General features: G+C 74.9%; 21 protein-coding genes. 7 read left to right on the top strand and 14 right to left on the bottom strand.

Annotated features, from left to right (window positions below):
• Positions 1-165: 165 nt before the first annotated feature.
• A complete protein-coding gene (locus tag RZ50_RS11325) occupies positions 166-1,176 on the bottom strand; it encodes a hypothetical protein (RefSeq protein ID WP_196951802.1) in 1,011 nt (336 codons plus the stop codon).
• Positions 1,177-1,748: 572 nt separating this feature from the next.
• Here RZ50_RS11325 and RZ50_RS11320 point away from each other — a divergent pair.
• The 3 genes from RZ50_RS11320 (at position 1,749) to RZ50_RS11310 (ending at position 5,073) form a co-directional block, all read left to right on the top strand.
• Entirely contained in the window at positions 1,749-2,801 is a 1,053-nt protein-coding gene (locus tag RZ50_RS11320) for a zinc-binding dehydrogenase (protein ID WP_196951803.1), read from the top strand.
• 182 nt (positions 2,802-2,983) lie between these two features.
• On the top strand, positions 2,984-4,567 hold the full coding sequence (locus tag RZ50_RS11315; RefSeq protein ID WP_196951804.1) for a DNA-3-methyladenine glycosylase 2 family protein: 1,584 nt from the start codon (positions 2,984-2,986) through the stop codon (positions 4,565-4,567).
• Positions 4,564-5,073, top strand: a complete 510-nt coding sequence (locus tag RZ50_RS11310) for a methylated-DNA--[protein]-cysteine S-methyltransferase (RefSeq protein ID WP_196951805.1) — start codon at positions 4,564-4,566, stop codon at positions 5,071-5,073. Before RZ50_RS11315 ends, RZ50_RS11310 begins: the two co-directional genes overlap by 4 nt.
• Positions 5,074-5,125: 52 nt before the next feature.
• Here the strand turns inward: RZ50_RS11310 and RZ50_RS11305 are convergent, their stop codons facing one another.
• Positions 5,126-5,641 carry a GNAT family N-acetyltransferase gene (locus tag RZ50_RS11305; protein WP_196951806.1) on the bottom strand — a complete coding sequence of 172 codons (516 nt, stop codon included), beginning with the start codon at positions 5,639-5,641 and terminating at the stop codon, positions 5,126-5,128.
• Positions 5,642-5,723: 82 nt separating this feature from the next.
• Positions 5,724-6,260: a MarR family winged helix-turn-helix transcriptional regulator gene (locus RZ50_RS11300; RefSeq protein ID WP_196951807.1), complete on the bottom strand. Its 537-nt coding sequence runs from the start codon at positions 6,258-6,260 to the stop codon at positions 5,724-5,726.
• Between the two features lie 144 nt (positions 6,261-6,404).
• Between RZ50_RS11300 and RZ50_RS11295 the strand changes: the two genes are divergently transcribed.
• Positions 6,405-7,880 carry an MFS transporter gene (locus RZ50_RS11295; RefSeq protein ID WP_196951808.1) on the top strand — a complete coding sequence of 492 codons (1,476 nt, stop codon included), beginning with the start codon at positions 6,405-6,407 and terminating at the stop codon, positions 7,878-7,880.
• Positions 7,881-7,947: 67 nt separating this feature from the next.
• Here RZ50_RS11295 and pth read toward each other — a convergent pair whose 3' ends face one another.
• From pth to RZ50_RS11275, 4 genes are all read right to left on the bottom strand, one after another.
• A complete protein-coding gene (gene pth / locus RZ50_RS11290; protein WP_374199942.1) occupies positions 7,948-8,550 on the bottom strand; it encodes an aminoacyl-tRNA hydrolase in 603 nt (200 codons plus the stop codon).
• Positions 8,551-8,666: 116 nt separating this feature from the next.
• Positions 8,667-9,299, bottom strand: coding sequence for a DUF305 domain-containing protein (locus RZ50_RS11285; protein WP_196951820.1), 633 nt, complete (start codon positions 9,297-9,299; stop codon positions 8,667-8,669).
• Between the two features lie 89 nt (positions 9,300-9,388).
• Positions 9,389-10,051 (bottom strand): DUF3105 domain-containing protein, encoded by a 663-nt coding sequence (locus tag RZ50_RS11280; protein WP_196951810.1) that lies wholly within the window; start codon positions 10,049-10,051, stop codon positions 9,389-9,391.
• A 103-nt stretch (positions 10,052-10,154) separates the two neighbouring features.
• Positions 10,155-10,700, bottom strand: coding sequence for a hypothetical protein (locus tag RZ50_RS11275; protein ID WP_196951811.1), 546 nt, complete (start codon positions 10,698-10,700; stop codon positions 10,155-10,157).
• A gap of 328 nt (positions 10,701-11,028) precedes the next feature.
• Here RZ50_RS11275 and RZ50_RS11270 point away from each other — a divergent pair, with 328 nt between their 5' ends.
• Positions 11,029-12,657 carry a hypothetical protein gene (locus tag RZ50_RS11270; protein ID WP_196951812.1) on the top strand — a complete coding sequence of 543 codons (1,629 nt, stop codon included), beginning with the start codon at positions 11,029-11,031 and terminating at the stop codon, positions 12,655-12,657.
• Between the two features lie 61 nt (positions 12,658-12,718).
• Here the strand turns inward: RZ50_RS11270 and RZ50_RS11265 are convergent, their stop codons facing one another.
• The 4 genes from RZ50_RS11265 to RZ50_RS11250 form a co-directional block, all read right to left on the bottom strand.
• Entirely contained in the window at positions 12,719-13,318 is a 600-nt protein-coding gene (locus RZ50_RS11265) for a TetR/AcrR family transcriptional regulator (protein WP_196951813.1), read from the bottom strand.
• Between the two features lie 81 nt (positions 13,319-13,399).
• Positions 13,400-14,446, bottom strand: coding sequence for an agmatine/peptidylarginine deiminase (locus RZ50_RS11260; RefSeq protein ID WP_196951814.1), 1,047 nt, complete (start codon positions 14,444-14,446; stop codon positions 13,400-13,402).
• Positions 14,447-14,463: 17 nt separating this feature from the next.
• Entirely contained in the window at positions 14,464-16,185 is a 1,722-nt protein-coding gene (locus RZ50_RS11255) for an urease subunit alpha (RefSeq protein WP_374199908.1), read from the bottom strand.
• A complete protein-coding gene (locus RZ50_RS11250; protein ID WP_196951815.1) occupies positions 16,182-16,892 on the bottom strand; it encodes an urease subunit gamma in 711 nt (236 codons plus the stop codon). The genes RZ50_RS11255 and RZ50_RS11250 overlap by 4 nt, the downstream gene beginning before the upstream one ends.
• A 570-nt stretch (positions 16,893-17,462) precedes the next feature.
• Between RZ50_RS11250 and RZ50_RS11245 the strand changes: the two genes are divergently transcribed.
• Complete coding sequence (locus tag RZ50_RS11245) at positions 17,463-17,984, top strand: ATP-binding protein (RefSeq protein WP_254802451.1); 522 nt, start codon at positions 17,463-17,465, stop codon at positions 17,982-17,984.
• Between the two features lie 387 nt (positions 17,985-18,371).
• A complete protein-coding gene (locus RZ50_RS11240; protein ID WP_196951816.1) occupies positions 18,372-20,636 on the top strand; it encodes a SpoIIE family protein phosphatase in 2,265 nt (754 codons plus the stop codon).
• Between the two features lie 22 nt (positions 20,637-20,658).
• Here RZ50_RS11240 and RZ50_RS11235 read toward each other — a convergent pair whose 3' ends face one another.
• The 3 genes from RZ50_RS11235 to RZ50_RS11225 form a co-directional block, all read right to left on the bottom strand.
• Positions 20,659-21,726, bottom strand: a complete 1,068-nt coding sequence (locus RZ50_RS11235) for a DUF2637 domain-containing protein (protein ID WP_196951817.1) — start codon at positions 21,724-21,726, stop codon at positions 20,659-20,661.
• Between the two features lie 214 nt (positions 21,727-21,940).
• Complete coding sequence (locus RZ50_RS11230; RefSeq protein ID WP_196951818.1) at positions 21,941-22,858, bottom strand: (2Fe-2S)-binding protein; 918 nt, start codon at positions 22,856-22,858, stop codon at positions 21,941-21,943.
• A 160-nt stretch (positions 22,859-23,018) separates the two neighbouring features.
• Positions 23,019-23,861, bottom strand: a complete 843-nt coding sequence (locus RZ50_RS11225; RefSeq protein WP_374199907.1) for a hypothetical protein — start codon at positions 23,859-23,861, stop codon at positions 23,019-23,021.
• Between the last annotated feature and the right edge of the window lie 186 nt (positions 23,862-24,047).

The raw sequence follows: 24,047 nt of genomic DNA, 5'->3' as shown, positions 1-24,047 counted from the left end.
GGGTAGGAAGGGCGGGTGGGCCCCCCGCGGGATGCGGATGGGTGCGGGTAGGAAGGGTGGGCGGGTGCGCGCGGCGCGGGTGGGTGGCGGAGGGTGGGCGGGGGAGGGGGGAGGGGGACGAAGAAGAGGTGAGAACGGATGCCGCGAGGGGCTCTGCCGGCCCGTTCAGCGCGCTCCCGGCCCCTGCCCCGAAATCGGCCCCGGCACCGGGTCGGTGAGGCGCTGGAGGAGGGCGGCCGCGATGTAGCGCATCCGGCCTGTGGTCGTGCGCGGGTCGTAGCCGAGGTCGCGTGTCAGCGCTTCGTGCCGGGCCTGCAAGGTGGAGTGGTGCATGCCGAGTTCCGCCGCGGCGGCACGGACGCTGTCCGCTTCCACGAGCACGCGTAGGACCGTGGCCGAGCGGGCGTCGAGGCGCAGCAAGGCCCGGACGTCGTCGTGCGGGGCATGGGGGTCGTGGGCCTGCGCCAGCATGAGCATCGCGCCGAGGTCCGTCGCGTCGACGGTGGGCGTGGACGCGGCGGTCAGACGGAGTGCGATGATCGCGCCGTCCCACGACGCGGGCGCACGGTCGGCCCGCACCCACGGGCCCAGGCCGGCCCGGCCCGGAAGCGGCACGTTCCCCGTCGTGTCGAGGGTCGCGCGCAGGATCCCGTAGCGCGTCGGGAGGACCGCGGAGGGGGTGCCGGGAACCCGCTCGTCGACGCTGGTCGCGATCAACCGGATCCGAGTGCCTGCATCCAGGCGCAGCCGGGCCAGGGCCGTCGTGCGGTCGTTGACGGTTCGGGCCGCGTCGATGCCGATCTCCAGGGCGCCGCCCGCGTCGCGGCGCAGTTCGAGGAGTTCGACCGCGAAGGCGAGGCGCTCGACGATCATCACGTCGTTCGCGTGCGCGGCCCCTTCCCGCTCCAGCCACACGCTGCCGCTCGAACAGGGGCGGACGGGGAACCGCGGCTCCCGGCCGGTGCCGCCGTCCAGGAGCCGGCCTTTCGGATCGCGCCGGCTGGTGCGACTGTGCCGCTCGGCGCCGGCGACGGTGCCGGACAGGGCGGCGGCCCCGCGCAGGAGTCCGTCCAGGCCGACGTCTCCGGTGATCAGTGTGTCGAAGTAGGAGACGACCTTGAGGGCCTCACCCGCCTGTGGGTCCAGAGCGCTGATCCGGCCGATGAGTTCGTGCATCTCCCCAACGTACGTCGAGACCCCACCGCCGCCTCCGGCGATGACGGGGCCACACGTCGAGGAGGCCTGCCGGCCCGGCTCGGCGCGTGGCGGTCGCGGACCGCGCGAGGGAGCGGCCGCTGCGGCCGGTCGGACGCCGTGCTCCTGGACGCCGTGCTCCTGGACGCCGTGCTCCCGGGCGTCGTGCTCCCGGGCGCGCGAATGGCGGGCAAGTCCCTCGGATTCAGCCGCGTCCGGCGGTGGCCCGCGGCATGCGGGGAACGCGACGATGAACCGGACAGCGCAACCGCGTGGCGAGGAACGAGGGAGTTCCGAAGGCCGACGTCCTCGCCCGCCGCCGTTCGGTCCCGAGTCCTCAGCGGTCCTCTCCCCACGGCCGGCCGGCCCCTGGTTCGTCCGATGCCCCATGACCGGGCCACAGCGGTTCGACCCCGCCGCATCCAGGTGGGGGAGGCCGCCCGGAACGCTTGAGCGGCAGGCCTTCCTCAGCCTGTGACGAGGCGGTTCGCGGCGGCGCTGGAACGACGACCGGCGATCCCGGTCGTCCTGGAAAGTCTCAGGAAAGGCGAAGCATGAGAGCAGCACGGTTCCACGGCAAGGAAGACCTCCGTATCGAGGAGGTGCCGGAGCCCAGCCCCGGTCCGGGGCAGGTGAAGCTGCGCAACGCGTTCGCCGGTATCTGCGGCTCGGATCTCCACTTCTTCTTCCACCCCGAGTCACTGCCGTTCGACCTGGACCACCCGCACCCTCTGACCGGTGCCACCCTGCCGCAGATCCTCGGTCACGAGTTCTCCGGCACCGTCATCGAGGTCGGCGAGGGCGTGACGGACGTGAAGGTCGGCGACCGCGGCGCCGTCTACCCGCTGGCGGTCTCCTGTGGCGAGTGCGCGGCGTGCCGGAGGGGGTTGCCCTTCTCCTGCCGGCTGATGGGATCGCTCGGGTCGAACGTGGACGGCGGCGGCCTGGCGGAGTTCTCCACGTTCGACGCGTCGCTGCTGCACGTGCTGCCGGAGGGCGTGGACCTGCGGTTGGGCGCGCTCGCCGAGCCGATGGCGGTGGGGTGGCACGCCGTCGAGCGCAGTGGCGTCGAGCGGGGCGGTGCGGCGCTCATCGCGGGGGCCGGACCGATCGGCATCGGCGCCTGGTTCGCGCTCAAGGCCCGCGGTGTGGAGAGGGTGCTCGTGTCCGAGCCGAGCGCGGACCGCCGCGCGATCATCGCGGGCCTGGGGGCGAAGGTCGTCGACCCGGTGAACGAGGACCTCGCGGGTGCCATCGCCTCGCTCACCGATGGCCAGGGCGTGGACGTCGCGGTGGACGCCGCGGGTGCGGGGCCGGCGGTCACCTCCGCGCTGGCGGGCCTCGTCCCCGGCGGCCGGCTGGTGGTCACCGCACTGCACGAGCAGCCGATGGAGTTCCAGCCCACGCAGCTCATGATGACCGAGACGGAGATCATCGGTGCGGTCGGATACCGGCCCGAGGAGTTCGACGCGGTCATCGCGGCCATGGCCGACGGGGTCTACGACACCAGCGGCTGGGTGAAGGAACTGCCGTTGGAGGGCCTCATCGACGCGCTCCATTCGCTGCGTGCCGGCGTCGGGGGGAAGATCCTCCTCCAGGTCGGCTGAGCACCACCGAACGGTCCGGTGCGGACACCCGTCGGGGCGTCCGCACCGGACCTCGGCGGGTGTGCGGGCTCTCCGCGCGAACGGCTGATGCCGTCGGTTCGGAGCTCGGGGGAGAGGAGAGCCGGGGGAAAGGCGAACCGGGGGAGAGCGGTACAGGGGAGAGGGGAAGCCCCGGAACGGCAATGTCCGATTCCCGCCAGTCACCCCCCATCCGGTGCCGCAGACTGGACAGCGTGATCGACGACGACATCCGGTACCGAGCCGTGGACAGCCGCGACGCCCGCTTCGACGGCGTCTTCTTCACGGCCGTCACCTCCACCGGCATCTACTGCCGGCCGAGCTGCCCCGCCGTGACCCCCAAGCGCGTCAACTGCCGTTTCTACCCCAGCGCCGCGGCCGCCCAGGGCGCCGGCTTCCGTGCCTGCCGCCGCTGCCGCCCCGACTCCGTCCCGGGCTCGCCGGAGTGGAACCACCGCGCCGACCTGGTCGGCCGCGCGATGCGTCTGATCGGTGACGGCGTGGTGGACCGCGAGGGCGTCGCGGGTCTGGCCGACCGCCTCGGCTACAGCTCCCGCCAACTGCAGCGCCAGCTCACCGCCGAACTCGGCGCCGGTCCGATCGCCCTGGCCCGCGCCCGGCGCGCCCAGACCGCCCGCCTGCTGCTCCAGACCACCGAACTGCCCGTCACCGACATCGCGTTCGCGGCCGGCTTCGCCTCCGTCCGCCAGTTCAACGACACCGTCCGCGAGGTCTACGACCGCACCCCCAGCGGCCTGCGCGCCGAGGTCACGGCCGGGCGCCGCACCGCGACCCCGGCCGGCGGCCTCACCCTGCGCCTCGCCTACCGCGGCGCGATCGACAGCGACCACCTGATCGACTTCCTCGAACTGCGCGCCGTCCCCGGCGTGGAGGAGGTCGTGCCCGGTCCGCGCCCCGGCGCGCGCACCTACCGGCGCACCCTGGCGCTCCCGTACGGCCACGGCATCGCCGAGGTCGACGGCCTCGCGCCGGGGGAGCCGCGCACCCGCGGCTGGCTCGACTGCCGCCTGCTGCTCGCCGACCTGCGCGACCTGCCCACGGCCGTCCAGCGCCTGCGCATCCTCTTCGACCTGGACGCCGACCCGGACGCCGTCGACGCGCAGCTCGGCGCCGACCCGTTGCTCGGCCCGCTGGTGCGCGAGCGCCCCGGCCTGCGCTCGCCGGGGCACGTGGACCCGCACGAGCTCGCCGTCCGCGCCGTCCTCGGCCAGCAGATCACCGTCGGCGCCGCCCGTACGCTCGCGGGCCGGCTCGCCGAGAAGTACGGCACCGCGCTGCCCGAGCCCAACGGCGGCCTGCGGCTGCTCTTCCCCACGGCGGCGGTTCTGGCCACCGCCGACCCGGAGGACTTCGCGATGCCCGCCGCCCGCCGCCGAGCGCTCACCGGCCTGTGCGCCGCTCTGGCCGAGGGCGTGGTCCGCCTGGACGGCGGCGTCGACCGGCAGGACGCCGCGGCCCAGCTGCTGGCCCTGCCCGGCATCGGCCCCTGGACGGTCGGCTACCTGCGGATGCGGGCCCTTGCCGACCCCGACGTCTTCCTCCCGAGCGATGTGGGCGTCAAGCACGGCCTCACCCGGCTCGGCGCCCCCGGCGATCCGAAGTCCGCCGCCCGCGCGGCCGAGGCCTGGGCCCCCTGGCGCTCCTACGCCGTCCACCGGCTGTGGGCCGGAGCCTTGAGCGCCGACACCATCAGCCCCAGTTCCGGAACGGAGCACGCAAGCGCATGAGCACCACCGTCTACACCACCATGGAGAGCCCCTTCGGTCGGCTGCTGCTCAGCGGCGTGCTGCCCGAGGACGGCGGTCCGGCCGCCCTGGCCACCGTCACCGCTCCCGGCCAGAAGTACGCGCTGGCCGAGCCCGCCGACGACTGGGTGCTCGACCCTGAGGCGCTCGCCGAGCCGGTCGCCCAGCTGACCGCCTACTTCGCCGGTGAGCGCACCACCTTCGACCTCCCGCTCGCGCCCGAGGGCACCGAGTTCCGCCGTCGGATCTGGGCCGTGCTGGACGAGATCCCGTACGGCAGGACCGTCACCTACGGCGAACTCGCCGAGCTGGCCGGGCAGCCGCCGCGTACGGTCCGGGCGGTCGGCGGCGCGGTGGGTGCCAATCCGCTGCTGATCGTGCGCCCCTGCCACCGGGTGCTCGGCGCGAACGGCGCGCTCACCGGTTTCGCCGCGGGCGTGGACCGCAAGCGCTGGCTGCTGGAGCTGGAGAGCGGCACGCTCTTCTGAGGCTCCGGCCTCCTGGTACCCCGACCTTCTGACGCCCCGGCCTGCTGCCGGCTCAGTCCGAGTTCGCCAGATCCACCCGCCAGTTGTGGCTGCGCATGTGCCGCCCGGGCGGGAACTCGAAGTCCGTCTCGCCGAGCAGGGTGAACCCGGCCTTCGCGCAGACCGCGTTGGAGGCGGGGTTGTCCACTGACGGGAAGGCGTGCAGGTACCGGTGCGCGGCCTCGCGCCGGGCGGCCGCGACGGCCGCCCGGGTGGCGGCGACGGCGATGCCCCGCCCCTGGTGGGCGGGCAGCACGTTCCACCCCATCTCGTGCACCGTCGCGCCCTCCCACGTCCGGGTGCCGTAGCCGACCGTCCCGACGGACCCGCCCTCGGGCAGCAGCACGATCCGGTACATGCAGCCCAGGCCGGACGGGACGAAGTCCAGGTAGCGCCGGTGCCGGACGAGGAGCTGCTCCTCGGTCTCCGGCCCGCCGACGTGCTTCTTCATCTCCGGGGTGTTGACCCGGCGCAGCAGCGCGAGGTCGGCGTCGGTCCAGGGCTCGATCCGTATGTCCGCGGTGGTCATGGCGGGGACGGTAGCGCCCGCCGGGCCCGGGCGGCGAGCGGATTACCCGGTCCACCCGGCCTGCTCGGCCTGCCCGGTCGGTCTACTCGGCCAACGCGCCCGGTTCGGGCGCGGCCCCCGGCTCGGGCGCGGCCCCCGGCTGGGCGAGGGCGCGGGCGAGCTGTTCGAGCGCGGGCAGCGCGTGGACGACCGCGTCGCGGTCGGCCGGGGCGAGGGTGCCCAGGGCGGTGGCGATCCGGCGTTCGTGCGCGTGCTGCCAGTCGTCGAGCTGGCGCCGCCCGGCCGGGGTGAGCGCGATCCGGGCGGTGCGCCGGTCGCCGGGGTCGGCCTGGCGGTCCACGAACCCGGCTTCGAGCAGCTTGCCGACCAGCCCGCTGACGGTGTTGGGGGCGAGCCGCTGCCGGGCGGCGAGCTCGCCGACCCGCAGTGGCGCGGCGGCGAGGGTCTGGAGGAGTTCGACCTGCGCCATCGGCAGGGACTCCCACGGGTAGTCGGTGCGGATGCTGCTGCGCAGTGCGCGGCGGAGCCGGGTGACGGTGTCGGTGAGCCGCCGGGCGTGCTCGACCGCCGGGTCGGGGCTTTCGATGGCGGGGTCGGGAACACGTGGTGACGGCGGCATGGCGGACAGCGTATCGCCTGGTACCGACGGTTCCGGGGGCGCGGTCCGTCCCTCGGACGGGGGGTGGACGCTCCGCGAGACGCTTCGTATCGAGGTGCGATCTACTCGTAGAAAGAACATATCTGCATCCGATATATTCGTGGCATGAACGCCACCGCCTTTGCCACACGGCTGCTCACCGAGCGGCCCCGGCCGCGCGGCATAGCCGGCTGGCGCCACGCGCACTGGCTGGCCGTCGGCACGGTCTGCCTCGGCGCCTTCCTCGGCCAGCTCGACGCCAGCATCATCGCCCTGGTCTTCCCCGCCCTCGGCCGCCACTTCGACGCGGGCTTCGCCGCCGTCGAGTGGGTCGCGCTCGCCTACCTGCTGGTCCTGGTCGCCCTGCTGGCCCCGATCGGCTGGCTCTCCGACCTGGTCGGCCGCAAGACGATGTACATCGGCGGCTTCGCCGTCTTCGGCCTGTCCTCGCTCGGCGCGGGGTTCGCCGGCAGCCTGTGGATCCTGGTCGGCTGCCGGGCCGTCCAGGCCGTCGGCGCCGCGATGATGCAGGCCAACAGCGTCGCCCTGGTGGCACGCGGCGTCCCGGAGCACGCGATGCGGCGCGCGCTCGGCATCCAGGCCGCCGCCCAGGGCCTCGGGCTGGCGCTCGGGCCCAGCCTCGGCGGGCTGCTCATCGAGCACGCCTCCTGGCAGTGGGTGTTCTGGGTCAACGTGCCGATCGCCGCGTTCGGCATCCTGGCCGGCTGGTACCTGCTGCCCCGCACCCGTACGGAGGCACCGGAACCCCGCGCCCGCGAGGCCCGCACCGCCGTCGTGCCGGGGCCCCGCCGCGCCCACGGGTCCGACGACCCGCGCGAGTCCCGCTTCGACCTGCCCGGCATGCTGCTGCTCACCGGCGCGACCACCGCGCTGCTGCTCGCCCTGTCCACCGCCTCCGGCCTGCCGCTGCCCGGCTGGGCCGTCGCCGTCCTGCTGCTCGCCTCGGCCGTCCTCGTGGTGGCGCTGGTGCGCCAGGAACGGCGGGCCGCCCGGCCGATCCTGGCGCCCGGGCTGGTCAACACCCCGGGGGTGCGGTCCGGGCTGGCGGTCGCGCTGATCGGCTACCTGCTGCTGTTCTGCCCGCTGGTGATCGGCCCGGTGCTGCTCACCGGGGCGGGGGTGTCGACGGCCGGCGCGGGCCTGCTGGTCACCCTGCTGCCCGCGGCCTTCGCGCTCGCCGCGACGGTCGGCGGCGCGCTGCTGCCGCGGGGCTGGTCGGACGTGACGAGGTGCCGCTTCGGCGCGGCCGTCGCCGGCGCCGGGCTGCTGCTGTTCGCCGTGCTGCCGGTCTCGGGGGCGACGGTGGCGGGCCCGCTGCTGGTCGCCGGCTTCGGGCTGGGCCTGCTGCTGCCCGCCAACAACGCCCTGGTGATGCGGGCGATCCCGGCGGAGTGCTCGGCGGTCGGCGGCGGCATGGTGAACATGGCACGCAGCCTCGGTACGGCGCTCGGCATGGCGCTGTCCGTCCTCGGTGTCCACCTGGCGGGCGGGGCGTCCGGTGGGCGGACGGTGCTGGTCGTCCTCGCGGCCGTCGCGGTGGCCGCCGCCGCCCTGACCCGCCCGGCGGCGCCCGGGCGGTGACGGCTCGCCCCCCGGCTCGGCCCCACCCGGTGCGGACCCCGGACCAGCCCGGGTTCAGCCCCCAGGTTCAGCCCCGGGACGGGCCCTGCGTCACCGTCGTGTTCAGGGCGTCCTGGGCCCGGTTCAGGCCGAGCCGCACCAGCGTCTCCAGGGCGTCCGCGCAGCGGTCCAACACCTCCGGCATCGCGGCCAGCTCCTCGTCCGAGAACCGCTTCAGCACGTAGTCGCCGACGCTCTGCCCCTTCGGCGGGCGCCCGATGCCGAACCGCAGCCGGACGAAGTCCCGGGTGCCGAGGACGTCACCCACCGAGCGCGCCCCGTTGTGGCCGCCCGGCCCGCCGCCGCGCTTCAGCTTGCCGGAGCCGTACGCGAAGTCCAGGTCGTCCTGGACGACCACCAGGTGCTCCACCGGCACCCCGCGCCGACGCATCAGCGCGGCCACCGGGCGGCCGGACAGGTTGATGGTCCACAGCGGCTTGGCCAGCAGCACCCGGCGGCCGTCCAGCTCGATCTCCGCGACCATGGTGGCGATCCCGCGGCGGCGGAACCGGGCGCCGTGCCGCTCGGCCAGCCGGTCGACGGTCAGGAAGCCCGCGTTGTGCCGGGTCGTCCGGAACCACGGGCCGGGGTTGCCCAGCCCGGCGATCAGCCAGGGCGTGTCAGCGGTCATGACGGTCATGCGGGGTCTCCGGGGGTGGGGAACGGCGGACGGCCGGGGCGCGGTGTGGACGGTACGGAACCGCCGCCGCGCCCCGGCCGCCCGGGGTGCGTGGTGCGTGGTGCGGGTCAGGAGGCGGGCACGTCGGGGGTGGCGCCGCGCTCCTTGAGCATGTCGGTCATCAGCTCGACCTCGGAGGTCTGGGCGGTCACCATCGACTGGGCGAGCCGCTTCTCGACGTCGTTCTTCGCCATGTCGACGTAGCCCTGGGCCATCTCGACGCCGCCCTTGTGGTGCTGGATCATCAGTTGCAGGTAGAACACCTCGGCGTCCCGCCCGCTGAGCGAGCGCAGCTTCGCCATCTGGGTGTTGGTGGCCATGCCGGGCATCAGCGAACCGTCGTGGGCCTCGTAGTCGTGGCCCATCCTCATCCACGCCATCGGCTTGGCGGCCGAGTGCTGGGACAGCCCCCACTGGTCGATCCAGCCCATCATCATCCCGCGCTGGTTGGCCTGGGTGTTGATGATGTCGAAGGCGAGGGTGCGGGTCGGCTCGTCGGCGGTGCGGTCCCGGACGATGAACGACAGGTCCACCGCCTGCTGGTGGTGGGTCGCCATGTCGCGGGCGAACCCGGCCTCGGGCGAGTCGTCCGCCGGGACGGCCACCGAGGCCGAGCCGGAGGCCGACGTCCCGCTCGCGACCAGGGCGGGCACCCCGAGCGCCAGCGCCACCGCGGCGGCCAGCGCGGCCGGCCACCACAGCCGCCGGCGGCCGGAACGGGCGGACGGTTCCTGACCGGCCGCGTCCTGCTCCTCCACGGCGTCCACGGCGTCCACCGCGTCGTCGCGGCTCACATCTGCCCCATGGTGCAGGAGGCGCCCGGCTCCTGGGTCTGCTTGCCCTGGACGTACTTGGTGAAGAACTGGCTCACCCGCGGGTCGCTGGCGCTGTCCACGATCAGCTGGGTGCTCCAGGCGTTCAGGGTGATGGTGCCCTGCTCGTCCGGGTAGGGGCTCATCAGCGAGTACGGGGTGGCCTTGACCTTGTCGGAGAGGGTCTTGATGTCGTCCGGCGTGGCCTTGCCGTTGTAGGTGACCCAGACCGCGCCGTGCTCCAGCGAGTGGACGGCGCGCTCGTTCTCGACCGGCTGGTCGTAGACGTGGCCCATGCAGTCCAGCCAGATCGCGTTGTGGTCGCCGCCGACCGGCGGGGTCATCGGGTAGCTGACCTTGTCCTTGACGTGGTTGCGGCTCAGGTCGCCGAAGGTCTTCACACCCGGGATGTCCGCGTTGGCGGCGGCCTCCCGGTCCTTCTTCTTCTGGTTCTGGTCCATGACGACCCAGGTGCCGGTGGCGATCGCGCCGACCACCAGCACACCGGCCACCACCGAGGCTATGACCTTGTTGCGGCGGTCGCGGCGCTGCTCGGCGGCGCGCAGTTCGGCGATCCGGGCGCGGCGGTCGACGCCGCCCTTGCCGCCGGGCTTGTTGGACTGCTTGGAGGCGGAACCCATGATGGTTGTCCTTGTCCCCGCCGCGCACGGCTGGTGGCGCGGCGGTCGGCTGGAGTGGGAGGAGTGGCGGAGCCGCCGACGGGATGTCGGCGGTGGGTTCCGCTCAGGACCGGTGGACCTGGAGTTCGTGCAGATCGGGCGCCGGGTGCGGGCCGTCCAGCAGGCCTGCGGGCACCACCCGGGGCAGCGCCTCGGGCGCCGACGCGACCAGTGGCGACACGGCGGGCTGCGGCTGCGGCGGCGGGTTCGGCAGCTGCGCGTCCTGCGCGCAGTACGGGTGGCTGGAGCAGCCGTTGTTGCGCTGCGGCTGGCCGTCGGCGGTGCACAGGATCCAGTGACCCTGCTCCTCGGCGAACCGGGGGTGCTGCTCGGACGCCTTGGCGGCGCGGCCGGAATGGGCGGAGTGGCCCGAGTGGCCCGAGTGTTCGACGGGCAGGGCCACGACGGTGGCCTCGACGACGCTGACCACCGAGACGGCGCTCACCGGCGCCGGAGCCTGACGGGCGGACCCGCCCGCCGCCGTCGCCTGGCCCGCGCAGGGCAGGGCCGTCAGCAGCGCGACCAGCAGCATGACCAACAGCGCACCCGCCGGGCGGCCCGCCGGTGCGGCCCTCCCCGGTCGGGGGGAGCTGGGAGCCGACGCGGTCATGCGCACATTTAATCAGCCGAACGGGTGAAGCGATGCCCCTCCCGGGCCCTCATTTTCGCTGGCCCGCACCCCGCAATGTTCAGGAAACACCCTGCTCCGGGCACATCCGGCAAGCACGGACGGAACGGAAAAGGACGCGGCGGTGACGGCCCCGCGACCCCGGTGACACGGCGGTCGGTGAACCGGCAGGTGAACGCGGTGGCCGGGATGATCCGATCGGTGACCGGTTGTTGCCGAAACCCGGACAGCGTCGTTGCACTCGTAGACAATGACGCCAGTTCGGCCCCGCCGGGGGCGGCGCGACCACGGACCGACCAGGAGCCGCCAGATGGACAAGCAGGGTGCACCCGCACAGCCGCACCGGCCCGATGACGGTTGGTGGGACACGGTCTACGACGGCCCGGCGGGCACCCTCCCCGACACCCCGCACGCCGACCCGGGGGACGGCAGCGTGGACGACTGGTTCGACACGGCGGCCGGGCTGATCGGGCAGCAGCGCACGGCGGAGCCGGAGTTGGAGCCCGAGCTCGAACCCGAGGCCGAACCTCCGGCGGCGCGGGACAGCATCGACGACTGGTTCGACACCGCGGTCGGGGTGATCGAGGGGACCGCCGAGGGGGCCACCGGAGGGACCGCCTGGATCGGGCGCCAGCGCACCTCCCCCGAGAGCCGGCAGTTCCCGGCCCCCTCCGTCGCCGCCGACGCCCCTCAGCCCGAGCCCGAGCCCGAGCCCGAGCCCGAGCCCGCACCTGCGCCTGCACCTGCGTCCGAGCCCGAGGTGCCGCCCACCCCCGTCTCCCTGGAGAAGCCCGCCCCGGAACCGGCCCCCGAGCCGGAGCCCGAGCCCGAGCCGGCCCCCGAGCCCCCGGCCGCCCAGGAACCCGCCGAGGAACCCGTTCCCGAGCCGACCCCCGAGCCGACCCCCGAGCCCGAGCCCGACCACGCGCCGCAGCCCGACCCGGAACCGGCGCCCGCCGTCCCCGACCCGCGCCTGGCGATCCGCTCCCCGCGCGCCGACGCAGGCCCCGCCGTCCCGCACGTCGGCGGGCGCCCCCCGACGTACGGGCCCGAGCCGACGGCCGTACCGGAGGCGGATCCGAACGCGCTCGGCGCCGTCGTACCGGACACCGCGCTGGAGGGCGCCCAGTACGGCACGACCGTGCTGCGCGCCGTCTCCGTCCGGGGCGACTCCGCCCGTTACCGGGGCGAGCCTCGCCGGGACGGGCTGCTGGTGACCAGGTTCGGCGACGGCCCCGACGGGCTGCTGCTCGCCGTCCTCGCGGGTTTCGACCGCACGGGCGGAGGCGGCGAGGACGGAGGCGGTGAGGACGGGGCGCTCAGCGCCGGGGCCGTGGCGACCGGCACCGGCGAGGCCTGCCGCCAGCTGGCCGCCGCGATCGGGCGCAGCCGGGCCGGCCTGTCCGCCGATCTGCGCGACGGCGCCCGGGACCGTCTGCGCTACGGCCTCCAGCGGCTGGCCACCAGCGCCGCCGCCCCGCTGCGCGCGCTGGCGCCCCGGGAGGAGGGGGACGACTCCCCGTCCCCGGCCTCGCTGCACTGCCTGCTGGTGTCGCTGGATCCGGCGGCGGGCTACCGCGCGGCCTTCGGTGTCGGCCCGGGCGGCCTGTACCTGTTGCGCTCGGGGCACTGGATCGACGCGTACGCGGCCCGGCTGCTCCACCACCCGGACGGTCAGCCGTCCGCCCCCGAGGCCCCCGTGCCGGACCCGCGCCCGTTCCGCTTCCGTCTCGTCCCCGCGACCCCGGGCGACATCCTGCTGCTCTGCGCCCCCGGTCTGGCCCGTCCGATCGCCGACGAGCCGGCGGTCGCGCACTTCCTCTCCTCCCACTGGGCCCACCCCCACCCGCCGGGCACCGTCGACTTCCTCCGCCAGGTCCAGGTCCGCGCCAAGGGCTACGCCGACGACCGCACCGCCGCCGCCATCTGGACGGAGTGACCGGACGGACGGAGTGACCGGACACGGGAGGCCGGACACGGGGCCCGGCCCGCGTGAGGCCTCACGCCCGCAGGAGGATCCCGGCGACGGCGGTGGCCTGGCCGAGGGCGGCGTCGCGGTGGGTGCCGTCGAGGGCGATGGCGATGGGCACGGCGAGGCCGTCGAGGAGGGCGCGGAGCTGGAGGGCGCGGTCGGCGGCGGGGCCGGGGGTGAAGTGGCCGGTGGCGGCGCCCTCCTCGATGAGGGCGACCAGGTCGGCCTGCCAGGGGGCCTCGATCTCCTGCTGGCCGCGGCGGATCTCGGCGCTGGCGGGGGAGCGGCCCCACACCTCGACCCACAGGATCCAGCGCGGGTCGCCCGGCCCTTCGGGCAGGTAGAGGCGCAGGTAGGCGTCGAGGCGCTGCCAGGGGTCGAGCGAGCGGTCGGCGAGGGCCTCGTGGCGGCGGGCGCCGAGCTGGTCCTCGCTCCAGCGGAGGGTCTCCAGCAGCAGCTGGTCCTTGCTGCCGAAGTAGTAGAGCAGGTGTCCGGCGCTCATCTGGAGCTGTTGGCCGAGCCCGGCCATGGTGAGCTTGGCGAGCCCGTGTTCGGCGATCGCGGCCCGGGCGGTGGCGTAGACCTCCTCGCGGGGGCGCGCCGGTCGGCGCGGGCGGGGGTCGGCCATGGGGGCTGCTCTCCCTCGGTGGTGGGGGCTCAGAAGGCTACCCGGGCGGGAGCGTGCCGCTCCCGCCCGGGGGTGCGGACGTCAGAGCGCCTTCGGCTGCTGCTGGGTGATGCAGTGGATGCCGCCGCCGTTGGCGAAGATCTCGCGGGCGTCGACGAGTTCGACGGTGCGGCCCGGGTAGGCCTCGGCGAGGACCGCGGCGGCCTCCTGGTCGCGCGGGTCGTCGAAGGCGCACAGCACGACGGCGCCGTTGGCCACGTAGTGGTTGATGTAGGAGTAGTCGACGGGCTCGCCGTCCTCGTCCAGCAGGACGGTGGGGGCGGGCAGTTCGATGACCTCCAGCTGCCGCCCCCGGGCGTCGGTGGAGGCGCGCAGGGTGGCGACCAGGTCCCGGCAGACCTCGTGGTCGGGGTGGGCGGGGTCGGGCTGCACGTGGGCGACGACGACGCCCGGGCGGACGAACGAGGCGACGATGTCGATGTGGCCGCGGGTGCCGAACTCGTCGTAGTCGCGGGTGAGTCCGCGGGGCAGCCAGATCGCCTTGGTGGTGCCGAGGAAGGCGTGCAGCTCGGCCTCGACCTCCTCCTTGGTCCAGTGCGCGTTGCGGCCCTCGCCGAGCTGGACGGTCTCGGTGACCAGCACCGTGCCCTCGCCGTCGACGTGGATGCCGCCGCCCTCGTTGATCAGCCGGGAGGCGAAGCGCTGGACGCCCGTCAGCTCGCCGATGTGCTCGGCGATGTGCTGGTCCTTGTCCCAGCGGGCCCAGGACTGCGCGCCCCAGCCGTTGAAGATCCAGTCGGCGGCGGCCAGCGAGCCCTTGTCGTCGATCAGGAAGGACGGGCCGATGTCGCGCATCCAGGCGTCGTTGAGCGGGCGCTCGACGATCTCGACCTTCTCGGAGACGTACTCGCGGGCGGCCGCGGTCTCGCCGGTGTTGACGATCAGCGTGACGGGCTCGTACCGGACGATGGTGTCGGCGACGGCGGCCCAGGCCTGGCGGGCGGCGTGCAGGGGCTCGGGGCCGTCGAAGGTGGGGTTGGCGGTGGGGAAGGCCATCCAGGTGCGGTCGTGCGGGTGCCATTCGGCGGGCATCCGGTAGCCGAGGGAGGCGGGCGTGGGGGTGGTCATCGCGGAGTCCTTGGGGGTCAGAGGAAGTAGAGGCGGCTGAGCGAGACGCTGTCCGCGGGTTCGGAGCGCAGCGGCGAGCCGTCCAGGGAGACCAGCCCGGTCTCGGTGACCTCGACGTGGCCCGTCCGGGCGTTGCGGACCATGTCGCGCGGTCCGATGCCGCGGGTGCCGCGGACGCCGACGCGGCGGCGGCGGGTGGGCAGCCCGTCGGCGGGGCGGTCGAGGTAGGCGCCGTCGGCGGCGGCCTGGGCGACGAAGGCCACCGAGATGTCCGCGGCGGTCGCCCCGTGGGCGCCGAACTGCGGGCCCAGGACGAGGGGTTCGCAGCGGTCGGTGGAGGCGTTGGGGTCGCCGACCACGCCGTACGCGGGGAAGCCTGCCTTGAGGACGAGCTGCGGCTTGGCGCCGAAGTGGTCCGGGCGCCACAGCACGATGTCGGCGAGCTTGCCGACCTCGATCGAGCCGACCTCGTGCGAGAGCCCGTGGGCGATGGCCGGGTTGATGGTGAGCTTGGCGATGTAGCGCAGCACGCGCTCGTTGTCGTCGCCGCCGTCCGTGGTCCCGTAGGAGCCGGTGCCGTCGAGCGGGCCGAGTTCGGCCTTCATCTTGCCGGCCATGGCGAAGGTGCGGCGCACGGTCTCGCCGGCGCGGCCCATGCCCTGGGCGTCGGAGGAGGTGATGCCGATGACCCCGAGGTCGTGCAGCACGTCCTCGGCGCCCATCGTGCCGGCCCGGATGCGGTCGCGGGCCATGGCGGCGTCGCCGGGCAGGTCGACCTTGAGGTCGTGCGCGGAGACGATCATGCCGAAGTGCTCGCCGAGCGCGTCCCGGCCGAAGGGGAGGGTGGGGTTGGTGGAGGAGCCGATGACGTTCGGCACGCCCGCCATCTTCAGGACGTTGGGGACGTGGCCGCCGCCGCAGCCCTCGATGTGGAAGGCGTGGATGGTCCGTCCTTCGAGGACGCGCAGGGTGTCCTCGACGGAGAGGCACTCGTTGAGGCCGTCGGTGTGCAGGGCGACCTGGACGTCGTACTCCTCGGCGACGCGCAGCGCGGTGTCCAGCGCACGGGTGTGCGCGCCCATGTCCTCGTGCACCTTGAAGCCGGAGGCGCCGCCCTCGGCCAGCGCCTCGATCAGCGGGGCCTCGTCGGAGGACGAACCGCGGCCCAGGAAGCCGATGTTGACGGGCCAGGCGTCGAAGGCGTTGAAGGCGTGGCGCAGTGCCCAGGGGGAGTTGACGCCGACGCCCCAGACCGGGCCGAACTCCTGGCCGATGATCGTGGTGACGCCGGAGGCCAGCGAGGCCTCCATGATCCGCGGCGAGAGCAGGTGGACGTGGGTGTCGATGGCGCCGGCGGTGGCGATCATGCCCTCGCCGGAGACGATGGTCGTGCCGGTGCCGACGACGACGTCCACGCCGTCGAGGGTGTCCGGGTTGCCGGCCCGGCCGATGGAGGCGATCCGGCCGTCGATCAGGCCGATGGAGGTCTTGCGGATGCCCTGGACGGCGTCGATGACCAGGACGTTGCTGATCACGACGTCGCAGGTGTCGCGGACGGCGGCGGGCTTGAGGTGCAGGCCGTCGCGGGCGGTCTTGCCGAAGCCGGCCAGGAACTCGTCGCCGGGCGCCTGGGAGTCGGACTCGACCCGGACGATCAGGCCGCTGTCGCCGAGCCGGATCCGGTCGCCGGCGCGCGGGCCGTGGACGGAGATGTAGTCGTGGGGGCTGATGCTGGTCACGAGGGCATCTCCGTGTCGTCGAAGGCGGTCAGGTAGCCGGTGGCCCGGGCCTTCTCCAGGGCGGCCTCCTTCGCTCCGGGCGCGTCCAGCGGTCCGTCGACCAGGCCGGCGAAGCCGATCGCGACCCGCTCGCCGCCGATCGGCACCAGGCCGACCTCGACGGTGGCGCCGGGGTCGAAGCGCACCGAGGAGCCGGCCGGGACGGCCAGGTGGGTGCCGTAGGCGGCGGCGCGGTCGAAGGCGAGGCGGGGGTTGACCTCGAAGAAGTGGAAGTGCGAGGTGACCGAGATCGGCACCTCGGCGGTGTTGTGGACGGGGAGCAGCAGCGTCTCCTCGATCGGGTCGTAGCCCGCGCCGTCGCCGATGAGCGCGCCGCCGGGGGCCTCGTCGCCGAGCGAGCCGGCGCCCTTGAACGGGTCGTTGACCACGGCGAGGCGGGTGCCGTCCTCGAAGACGGCCTCGACCTGGACGACGGTGACCACGTCCGGCACGCCGGGCAGCACGTCGTCGGCGGTCAGCACGGAGCGGCCGGCCTCGATGGCCTCGGCCAGGCGCCGGCCGTCGCGGGCGGCCTCGCAGACGGTGTCCGCGATCAGGGCGGTCGCCTCGGGGATGTTGAGGCGCACGCCCCGGGCGCGGCGGGCGCGGGCCAGTTCGGCTGCTGTGAAGATCAGCAGCCGGTCCCGCTCGGTGGGGGTCAGTCGCACGGTTCCTCGCTCGCGGTCGCCGGGGAGGGGGGGTCGGCTCGGGGCCGGGGGCTTCCGGGGTGATGTTTAGAACGTCGTTCAAACATCTCGGGCCATTGAACCCGGACGGGGGCGCCCTGTCCAGCGTTGCCCGTTCGGGCGGGTCCGGCCTGTCGGGTGGACGGCCCGGCGGCTCGGCCCGGCGCGGCGGCCCGACGCTCGGCCCGGTACAGCGGCCCGACGCTCGGTCCGGTGCGGCGGCGTGAGGTGGTGTACGGACGGCGCGGTGCCGGCCGGGGCGCGCGGCGGTGCGGGTATGGGGCGCGCGGTCGGGCGCGCGGCCGGTGCGGGCGCCGGGTGTGCGCGGGATCGGGTGGGGGCTCCCTCGAAAACGGCCTCTGCGCTTCGCAAACCCGTCCGGCGCGGGCAGTTGGATCACGCGAACCTCCCCGTGCCCCTTTCACCCCACGTGATCGGACGCACACTGTTGCAAACGCCGTCAACTGGGCATGAGGATGGGTGGTCAGAACGAGGGGGCCACCCGGCCGGCGGGGGATCCGGAGGCGGGGGCCCGGATTTGAGGGCGGGGGCATGTTGATGGACGGTCAGTCGCGATTCCCGCGGCAGCGGACGAGTTCGGGCGACGCCTACCGGTCCGGGCCGGTCCAGGGCCCGGCCGTCGGCACCGGGACGACCCTGCCGGGCACGCCGGCCCCGGGCTGCGCACTGCACCGACGCCTGCACCTGACGGTGGACCCGGCCGACCTGGTCGCGGTGGGCGCGGTCCGGCACCGGCTGCGGACGGCGCTCAGCCACTGGGGGGTTCCGGAGCTGTCCGACACGGCCGAGCTGCTCTCCTCCGAGCTGGTCACCAACGCGCTGCAGCACACCGGCAAGGGTGCGGTCTTCGACGCGGTGCTCGGCTCGGACCACCGGCTGCGGGTCGAGGTGCAGGACGGTGCGAGCCGGCTGCCCGGGCGCCGCCGCGACCCCGAGGCCGAGTACGCGACCTCGGGGCGCGGGCTGATGCTGGTGGAGGCGCTCGCGGACTCCTGGGGCGTGCAGCTGAGAGGCGACGGCAAGGTCACCTGGTTCGAGCTGGTGCTGCCGTAGCCCCGAGCCGTCGTGGCCCGGATCCGTCATGAGGACCGAGTCGCCATGGGACCGAACCGTCGTGGGACCGGCCCGCCCGTTGGTCCGCCGCCCCGGCGCGGTCCGTGCGCGCGGTCCGCGGGATGCTTCGCCGCCGATCGGTACGTCGTCGAAGCAAGCCCTGAACAGAAGGCGGAGCGGAAGATTTCCGGACCCTTGGCATTGCCGCTCGGCCGAACATTGGACAGGATGGTGGGAATGTGTGTCCACGTGCGGGAAGTAGCGGGGAGGCCGAACCTCGACTGACCACCGCCCGTCGACACCGTCCGATCCAGCACGACCCATCACACCGCCACGCGGCCCGGCCGGACGGTCGGCGCGGTCCGACGCGGCAGCGGCAGGAGCAGCATGCCCACTGAGCCCGAGTCGCCGGGGCCGGCGCTTCCACCCGGCGCGCGCGCCGTGGAGCCGCCGCCCGCCGCCCGACAGCCCGCCGCCCGACCCCCGGCGCAGGCCTCCCGCCGCAACCCGCTGCGCCCGTCCCCCACGCTGGCCACCGGACGGCTGGCGCTCTCCGGCGGGCTGCCGCCGGCCTCCGCCGACAACATGCCGGACTGGCTGGAGCCCGCGATGGCCGCCAACGGCATCGGCTCCTTCGACTGGGACATCCGCCGCGACGTGCTGGAGGGCGACCCGCGGGCCTGCTCGATCATCGGCCTGGACAGCGTGGAGAAGGGCCGCTTCGACCGCACCGCCGCCTCCTTCCTGGCCCTGCTGCACCCCGAGGACGCGCCCGTGGTGCGCCGCCGGGTCGAGCGCGCGGTCTCCGAACTCGGCCAGTGCGGCGCCTACTACCGCACCGTCGGGTCGAACGGCGCCATGCGCGCGGTGCGCTTCCGCGGCCGGGTGCTCGCAGACGCCTTCGGCCGCGCCTCCCGGATGGTCGGCTTCGTCTGGGACGCCACCGTCGAACTGCACAAGCGCGACCGCGCCGACCGGCTCGCCCTGCTGCGCGAGGAGCGCTCCCGGTTCATCAAGGAGGCCGCGCGCGCCCTCTCCGAAGCGGTCACCGTCCGTGACGTGGCCCGGGTGTTCACCGAGCTGCCGCTGCCCGGGCTGCCGCCGGACGGCCTGGTGCTCGCCGCCTTCGAGGCCGGACGCACCCGGATCCTCGGCGCCTCCGGCTACCGCTCCGGGGCGCTCGCCGTCTGGGACCGCACCGTGCTGCCCGCCGGCCACCCGGCCGCCGAGGCGCTGCGCCAGCGGACGCCGGTCTTCATCTCCAGCCGCGAGGAGTTCCGCGGGGGCTACCCGGAGGTGTGGGAGCAGACCAGCCGGAACGGCCGCGGCTCCTGGGCGTACCTGCCGCTGGTGGCCAGCGGCCGGGCGATCGGCGTCTGCGTGGTCAGCTTCGACGACGAGCGGGAGCTGGACCCGGACGAGCGCACCCTGCTGTCCACCCTGGGCGGGCTGGTCGCCCAGTCGCTGGCCCGGGCCCGGCTGCACGACGCCGAGCACGAGCTGGCGGCCGGCCTGCAACGGGTGATGCTGCCGCGCACCGTCCCGTCCGTCCCCGGCGTCACCACCGCCGTGCGCTACCTCGCGGCCGGCTCCGGCCTCCAGATCGGCGGCGACTGGTACGACGTGGTGCCGCTGCCCGGCGGGCACGTCGGCCTGGTGATCGGCGACGTGCAGGGCCACGACGTGCACGCCGCCGGCATCATGGGCCAGCTGCGGATCGCGCTGCGCGCCTACGCCGCCGAGGGCCACCCGCCCGCCGCGGTGATGGCCCGCGCCTCCCGCTTCCTCGCCGACCTGGACACCGACCACTTCGCGACCTGCACCTACGCCGAGGTCAACGTGGACTACGGAGTGGTCTACGCCGTCCGGGCCGGCCACCTCGACCCGGTGGTGCGCCGCGCCGACGGCACCGCCGCCGTGGTGCCGGTGGCCGGCGGGCTGCCGCTGGGCATCGACCCGGACCAGGAGTACCGCGTCACCCGGTTCAGCCTGGACCCGGGCGAGACCGTGCTGCTGTGCACCGACGGCCTGGTCGAGGCGCGCGGCATGGACCTGGACGAGGGCATCGCCCGGCTCACCCGGGTGCTCGCCCGCCCGCTGCCCACCATCGAGGAGGCGGCCCGCGACCCGCTGGAGGAGCTGGCCGAACGGATCGCCTCCCAGGCCGCCGACTCCAGCGAGCGCGAGGACGACATAGCCCTGCTGCTCCTGCGCTGGGACGGCCCGGCGGGCGGGCTCGCCGCCCAGCAGCTGCGCCGCCGGATCGGCCAGGCCGACCTGGCGCGGATCTCCGAGGTCCGCGCCGAGCTGCGCGACGCGCTGCGCCGCTGGGGCGTCGCCGAGTTCATCGACACCGCCGAGCTGCTCTCCTCCGAGCTGGTCACCAACGCCATCCGGCACACCGACCGGGACGCCATGTTCACCGCCCGGCTCTACCGGGAGCCGGAGGCGGCCGGCGGCCGGGCCCGGCTGCGGGTCGAGGTGGAGGACGAGTCGGACCTCTGGCCGACCCGCCGGACGCCGGGCGAGCAGGCCTCCTCCGGCCGCGGGCTGATGCTGGTCGAGGCGCTGGCGGACGCCTGGGGCGTGGAGCCTCGCGGCTCCGGCAAGCGGATGTGGTTCGAACTCAGCGGGACGGGCGCGGCGGCCTAGCGGACTCAACGGCCTGGACGGGCTAGCCGAACTGCTGCTCCAGGTCCTTCAGCTTGCGCTCCAGCGAATCCAGCCGGGGCAGCGCCACGGTGTCCTCGTCGGGGGTGAGGTCGATGGTGCGCCGCTCCGGACGGGCCGGCAGGCCCGGCTGGACGACCGCGCCCTCGGCCGCCCCGACCTCCCGTGCACCGGTACCGGCGCCCACCTCCCGCGCACCGGCCGACGGCTCGGCCCCGGGTCCGCCGGCCGCGGGGGGCTCCGAGCCGGGTGCCGGCTGCCGTGCGGCGGCGCCGTCGCGGCCGCGCCAGTGGCCGATGCCGCGGTTGATCGCCCGGATCTCCGCCCGCTCGCGGCGGCCGGCCCGCTTGCGGCGCTCCCTCTCCAGGGCCCGCTCCCGCCTGTCCTCGCGGACCTCGTCCACCGCCTCGTCCAGGCTGCGCACGCCCTCCAGGAGCATCAGCGACCAGGCCGCGTAGGTCTCGCGCGGGGCGCGCAGCCAGCGGACGATGCGGATCTGCGGCAGCGGGCGGGGCACGAGGCCCTGCTCGCGCAGTGCCGCCCGGCGGGTCTGCTTCAGCGCGCGGTCGAACAGGACCGCCGCGGACAGCGACATGCCGGAGAAGAACTGCGGGGCGCCCGCGTGGCCCAGGCCGCGCGGGGCGTGCACCCAGTTGAACCAGGCGGAGGCGCCGGCGAAGAGCCAGACCAGCAGCCGGGAGCCGAGCGCGGCGTCGCCGTGGCTGGCCTCGCGGACGGCGAGGACCGAGCAGAACATCGCGGCGCCGTCCAGGCCGAACGGCACGAGGTACTCCCAGCCGCCGGACAGGCCGAGGTTCTGCACGCCGAAGCCGACCAGGCCGTGGAAGGAGAGCGCGGCGGCGACACCGGCGCAGCAGAACAGCAGGGTGTAGGAGGCGGCGCCGTACAGGGACTCCTTGCGGCGTCGCCGTTCCTCGGAGCGCTCCCAGGAGTCCGTGCCGGCGGTGGAGGTCGATCCCCGGTTGCGGGCCAGGGCCACCAGGAGCGCGGTGACCAGCAGCCCGGCGATTCCGGTGACGGCCCAGCCGAGCGGTATGTCGGACGATTTCATCGCCGGAACCAGCCTCGCTTTCCTGCGTCGCTTTCCTGCGTCGTGATGGCGGGGACCATCATGGCGGATGCCCGGCAGGGGAGTGGCCGATTCGCCGTGAATGCGCTGAGGAGAGGGATTTCTGGCACAGGGAAAATCGGATCGTGCGACTAATGCGGAGCGGATTGTTCCTGGAATTGCGGGCTTTACGGATTCGGAATCGGACGGATGTGCGTCAACGCCGCGTGACGCGCGGACAACCGGTGCACATGCCCTCCGGTTCCACGGTGTAGACGAGGCAACAGCTGGCCCGGGCCCGGTCGGTGTCCGGAGCGCCGACGCGGCCGGGCACCGGGAGCGCGAAGCCGGCACCGGGGGTGAAGGGGGCCGGGGTGGGGGCGGCGGTACCGTGCGCGCCGGGCGTGTGCGTCCCGGGCGCCGGGGGTGCCAGCAGCACGGACAGCTCGGCGCGCGCCCGCTCCTGCTCCCCGAGCAGCCCGCCCGCGTACCAGAGCCCCTCCACCACCGCGTCGGTGGCCATCGCCCACAGCACCCGGGGCCCGCGCCGCACCCGGGGGCCGAAGGCGGCCAGCACCGGAGCGAGGAACCCGCCCAGCGCGTCCCGCAGTTCGGCGGCCAGCGCGTCCCCGTCCGCCGCCGTACGGGCCTGCGGCGAGCCGCCCGCCGGATCTCCCGGCAGGCAGGCGAAGGCCTCCGGACGGACGGTCAGCTCCACCGCGGTGGGGCCGCGGCGCACCGAGACGTCGCCGGGGCCGAGCAGCGGGACGCGCCGCTCCAGGAACCACGGCACGGTGAACAGCAGCGAGACCGGCCAGACGAGGCGGTGCAGCCCGAACCCGGCCGCGACGTCGGGGCGCAGCGGCCGCCCGTAGCGGGCGAGGCCCTGCAGGGTGTCGTGCGTGACCAGCTCCTCCACCGCCTGCGGGTCCGCGACCAGTTCGGCGACGGGCAGCCAGCCGTCGCCGCCGCGGGGCGGGGCGCAGCGCACGGTCAGGGTGGGGGTGAGCGCGGTCAGCCGGTGGTACGAGGAGGCGCACGGGGTGGGGGAGTCCGGCGCGGGGGCCTGGCTGTGCGCCCCGGTGGTGCGGGGGGCGCGCGGCGCGGAGCCGGGCCGGGTGCTGCTCGCGGTCATGGGCGGCCCCATCGGGTCGAGCGGGGCCGCCGGTGGACCGCCCGGCGGTGCCCGGCCACCGCGGCGGCCGGGCCCGGCCGGACCGGGGCGCGGCGGTGCCCGGGGAACGGCAAGGCGACCTGGCCGGGATACTGCTCCTCCCGGCCAGGTTAGGCTCACCTTAGCTGATTGTTCCCCGGCTCTCGCGGGTGGTGCGCCCGTCCGGGGGAGGCCCCGGCGTGCGCCCGGTTCCCAGTTGGCGCGCGAGCCAGACCGGAACCCCGCCCAGGGCGTGCACCAGGCGGGCGGCCTCGGCGCGCAGCCGCTCGGCCTCGGCGGGCTCGGACACCTCGGCGAGCGCCGCGAGCGCCGGCGCCACCCCCACCGTGAAGCCGAGTTGCTCGCGCAGCCGCAACGAGGCGTCGAAGCCCTCCCGGGCGTTGCCGCGGTCCCCGCGGGCCAGCGCCAGGGCGGCCAGGTGTCGCCAGGTGTAGGAGCGCAGCAGTTCGTCCCCGCGCTCTCCCGCGCCCTCGTGCGCCCGGCGATAGGCGATCCAGGCGGCGCTGCGGTCGCGCAGCAGGTTCTCGGCGACCAGCCCGCGCCGGAAGTCCAGCAGCGGGCGGCCCGGGGCGTCCGGCGGCAGCAGCGCCGAGGTGCGGCCGAGGGCGGCCTGCGCCTCGTCCAGCCGGTCGCGCGGGCCGAGCACGCTGGCCACGTACGCGAGGAAGCCGCGGGCGCAGGCGGCGGCCGCGCGCTGCTCGGTGCCGGCCGCCAGCGCCTCGGCGAGCCGTAGCGCCTGTTCCGCCTGGATCCAGTGCCCGGCGGTGAACAGGCACTGCTCGATGAGGAGTTCGGCCCGCCCGAGGGCGGCCGCGGGGTCGTGTTCGGAGGCTGGTCGCAGCAGTTCGGCGGCCTCCTGCCAGCACCCCCGGGACCGCAGCCGCCACACGGTGTCGCCCGGTTCCTCCGCTGCCGCCCGCCCCCGCCCGTCCGGGCCGCTCGGGCCCCATCCGTGCTCCGACAACGCCACCTCCTTGTGTGCGCCATCCAGCAGGACGCGGACCTGCCCCTGGAGCCCTGCCGTCACGGCCGATCGCACGGCGACGGCAGGGCGAAGGCCCGCGTTGTGGCGGCAATTCAACACGGGGGCGAGCTTGTGCACCAGATCACGAGCGGAGGTTGTTGCTTTTGGCGGAGAAATGATCTAGTC

The organism is Kitasatospora sp. SUK 42 (genome assembly GCF_015776785.2).
Taxonomy (GTDB): Bacteria; Actinomycetota; Actinomycetes; order Streptomycetales; family Streptomycetaceae; genus Kitasatospora.
The sequence above is the reverse complement of the archived record's forward strand: the minus strand, read 5'-3'. Positions and strand labels throughout refer to the sequence as shown.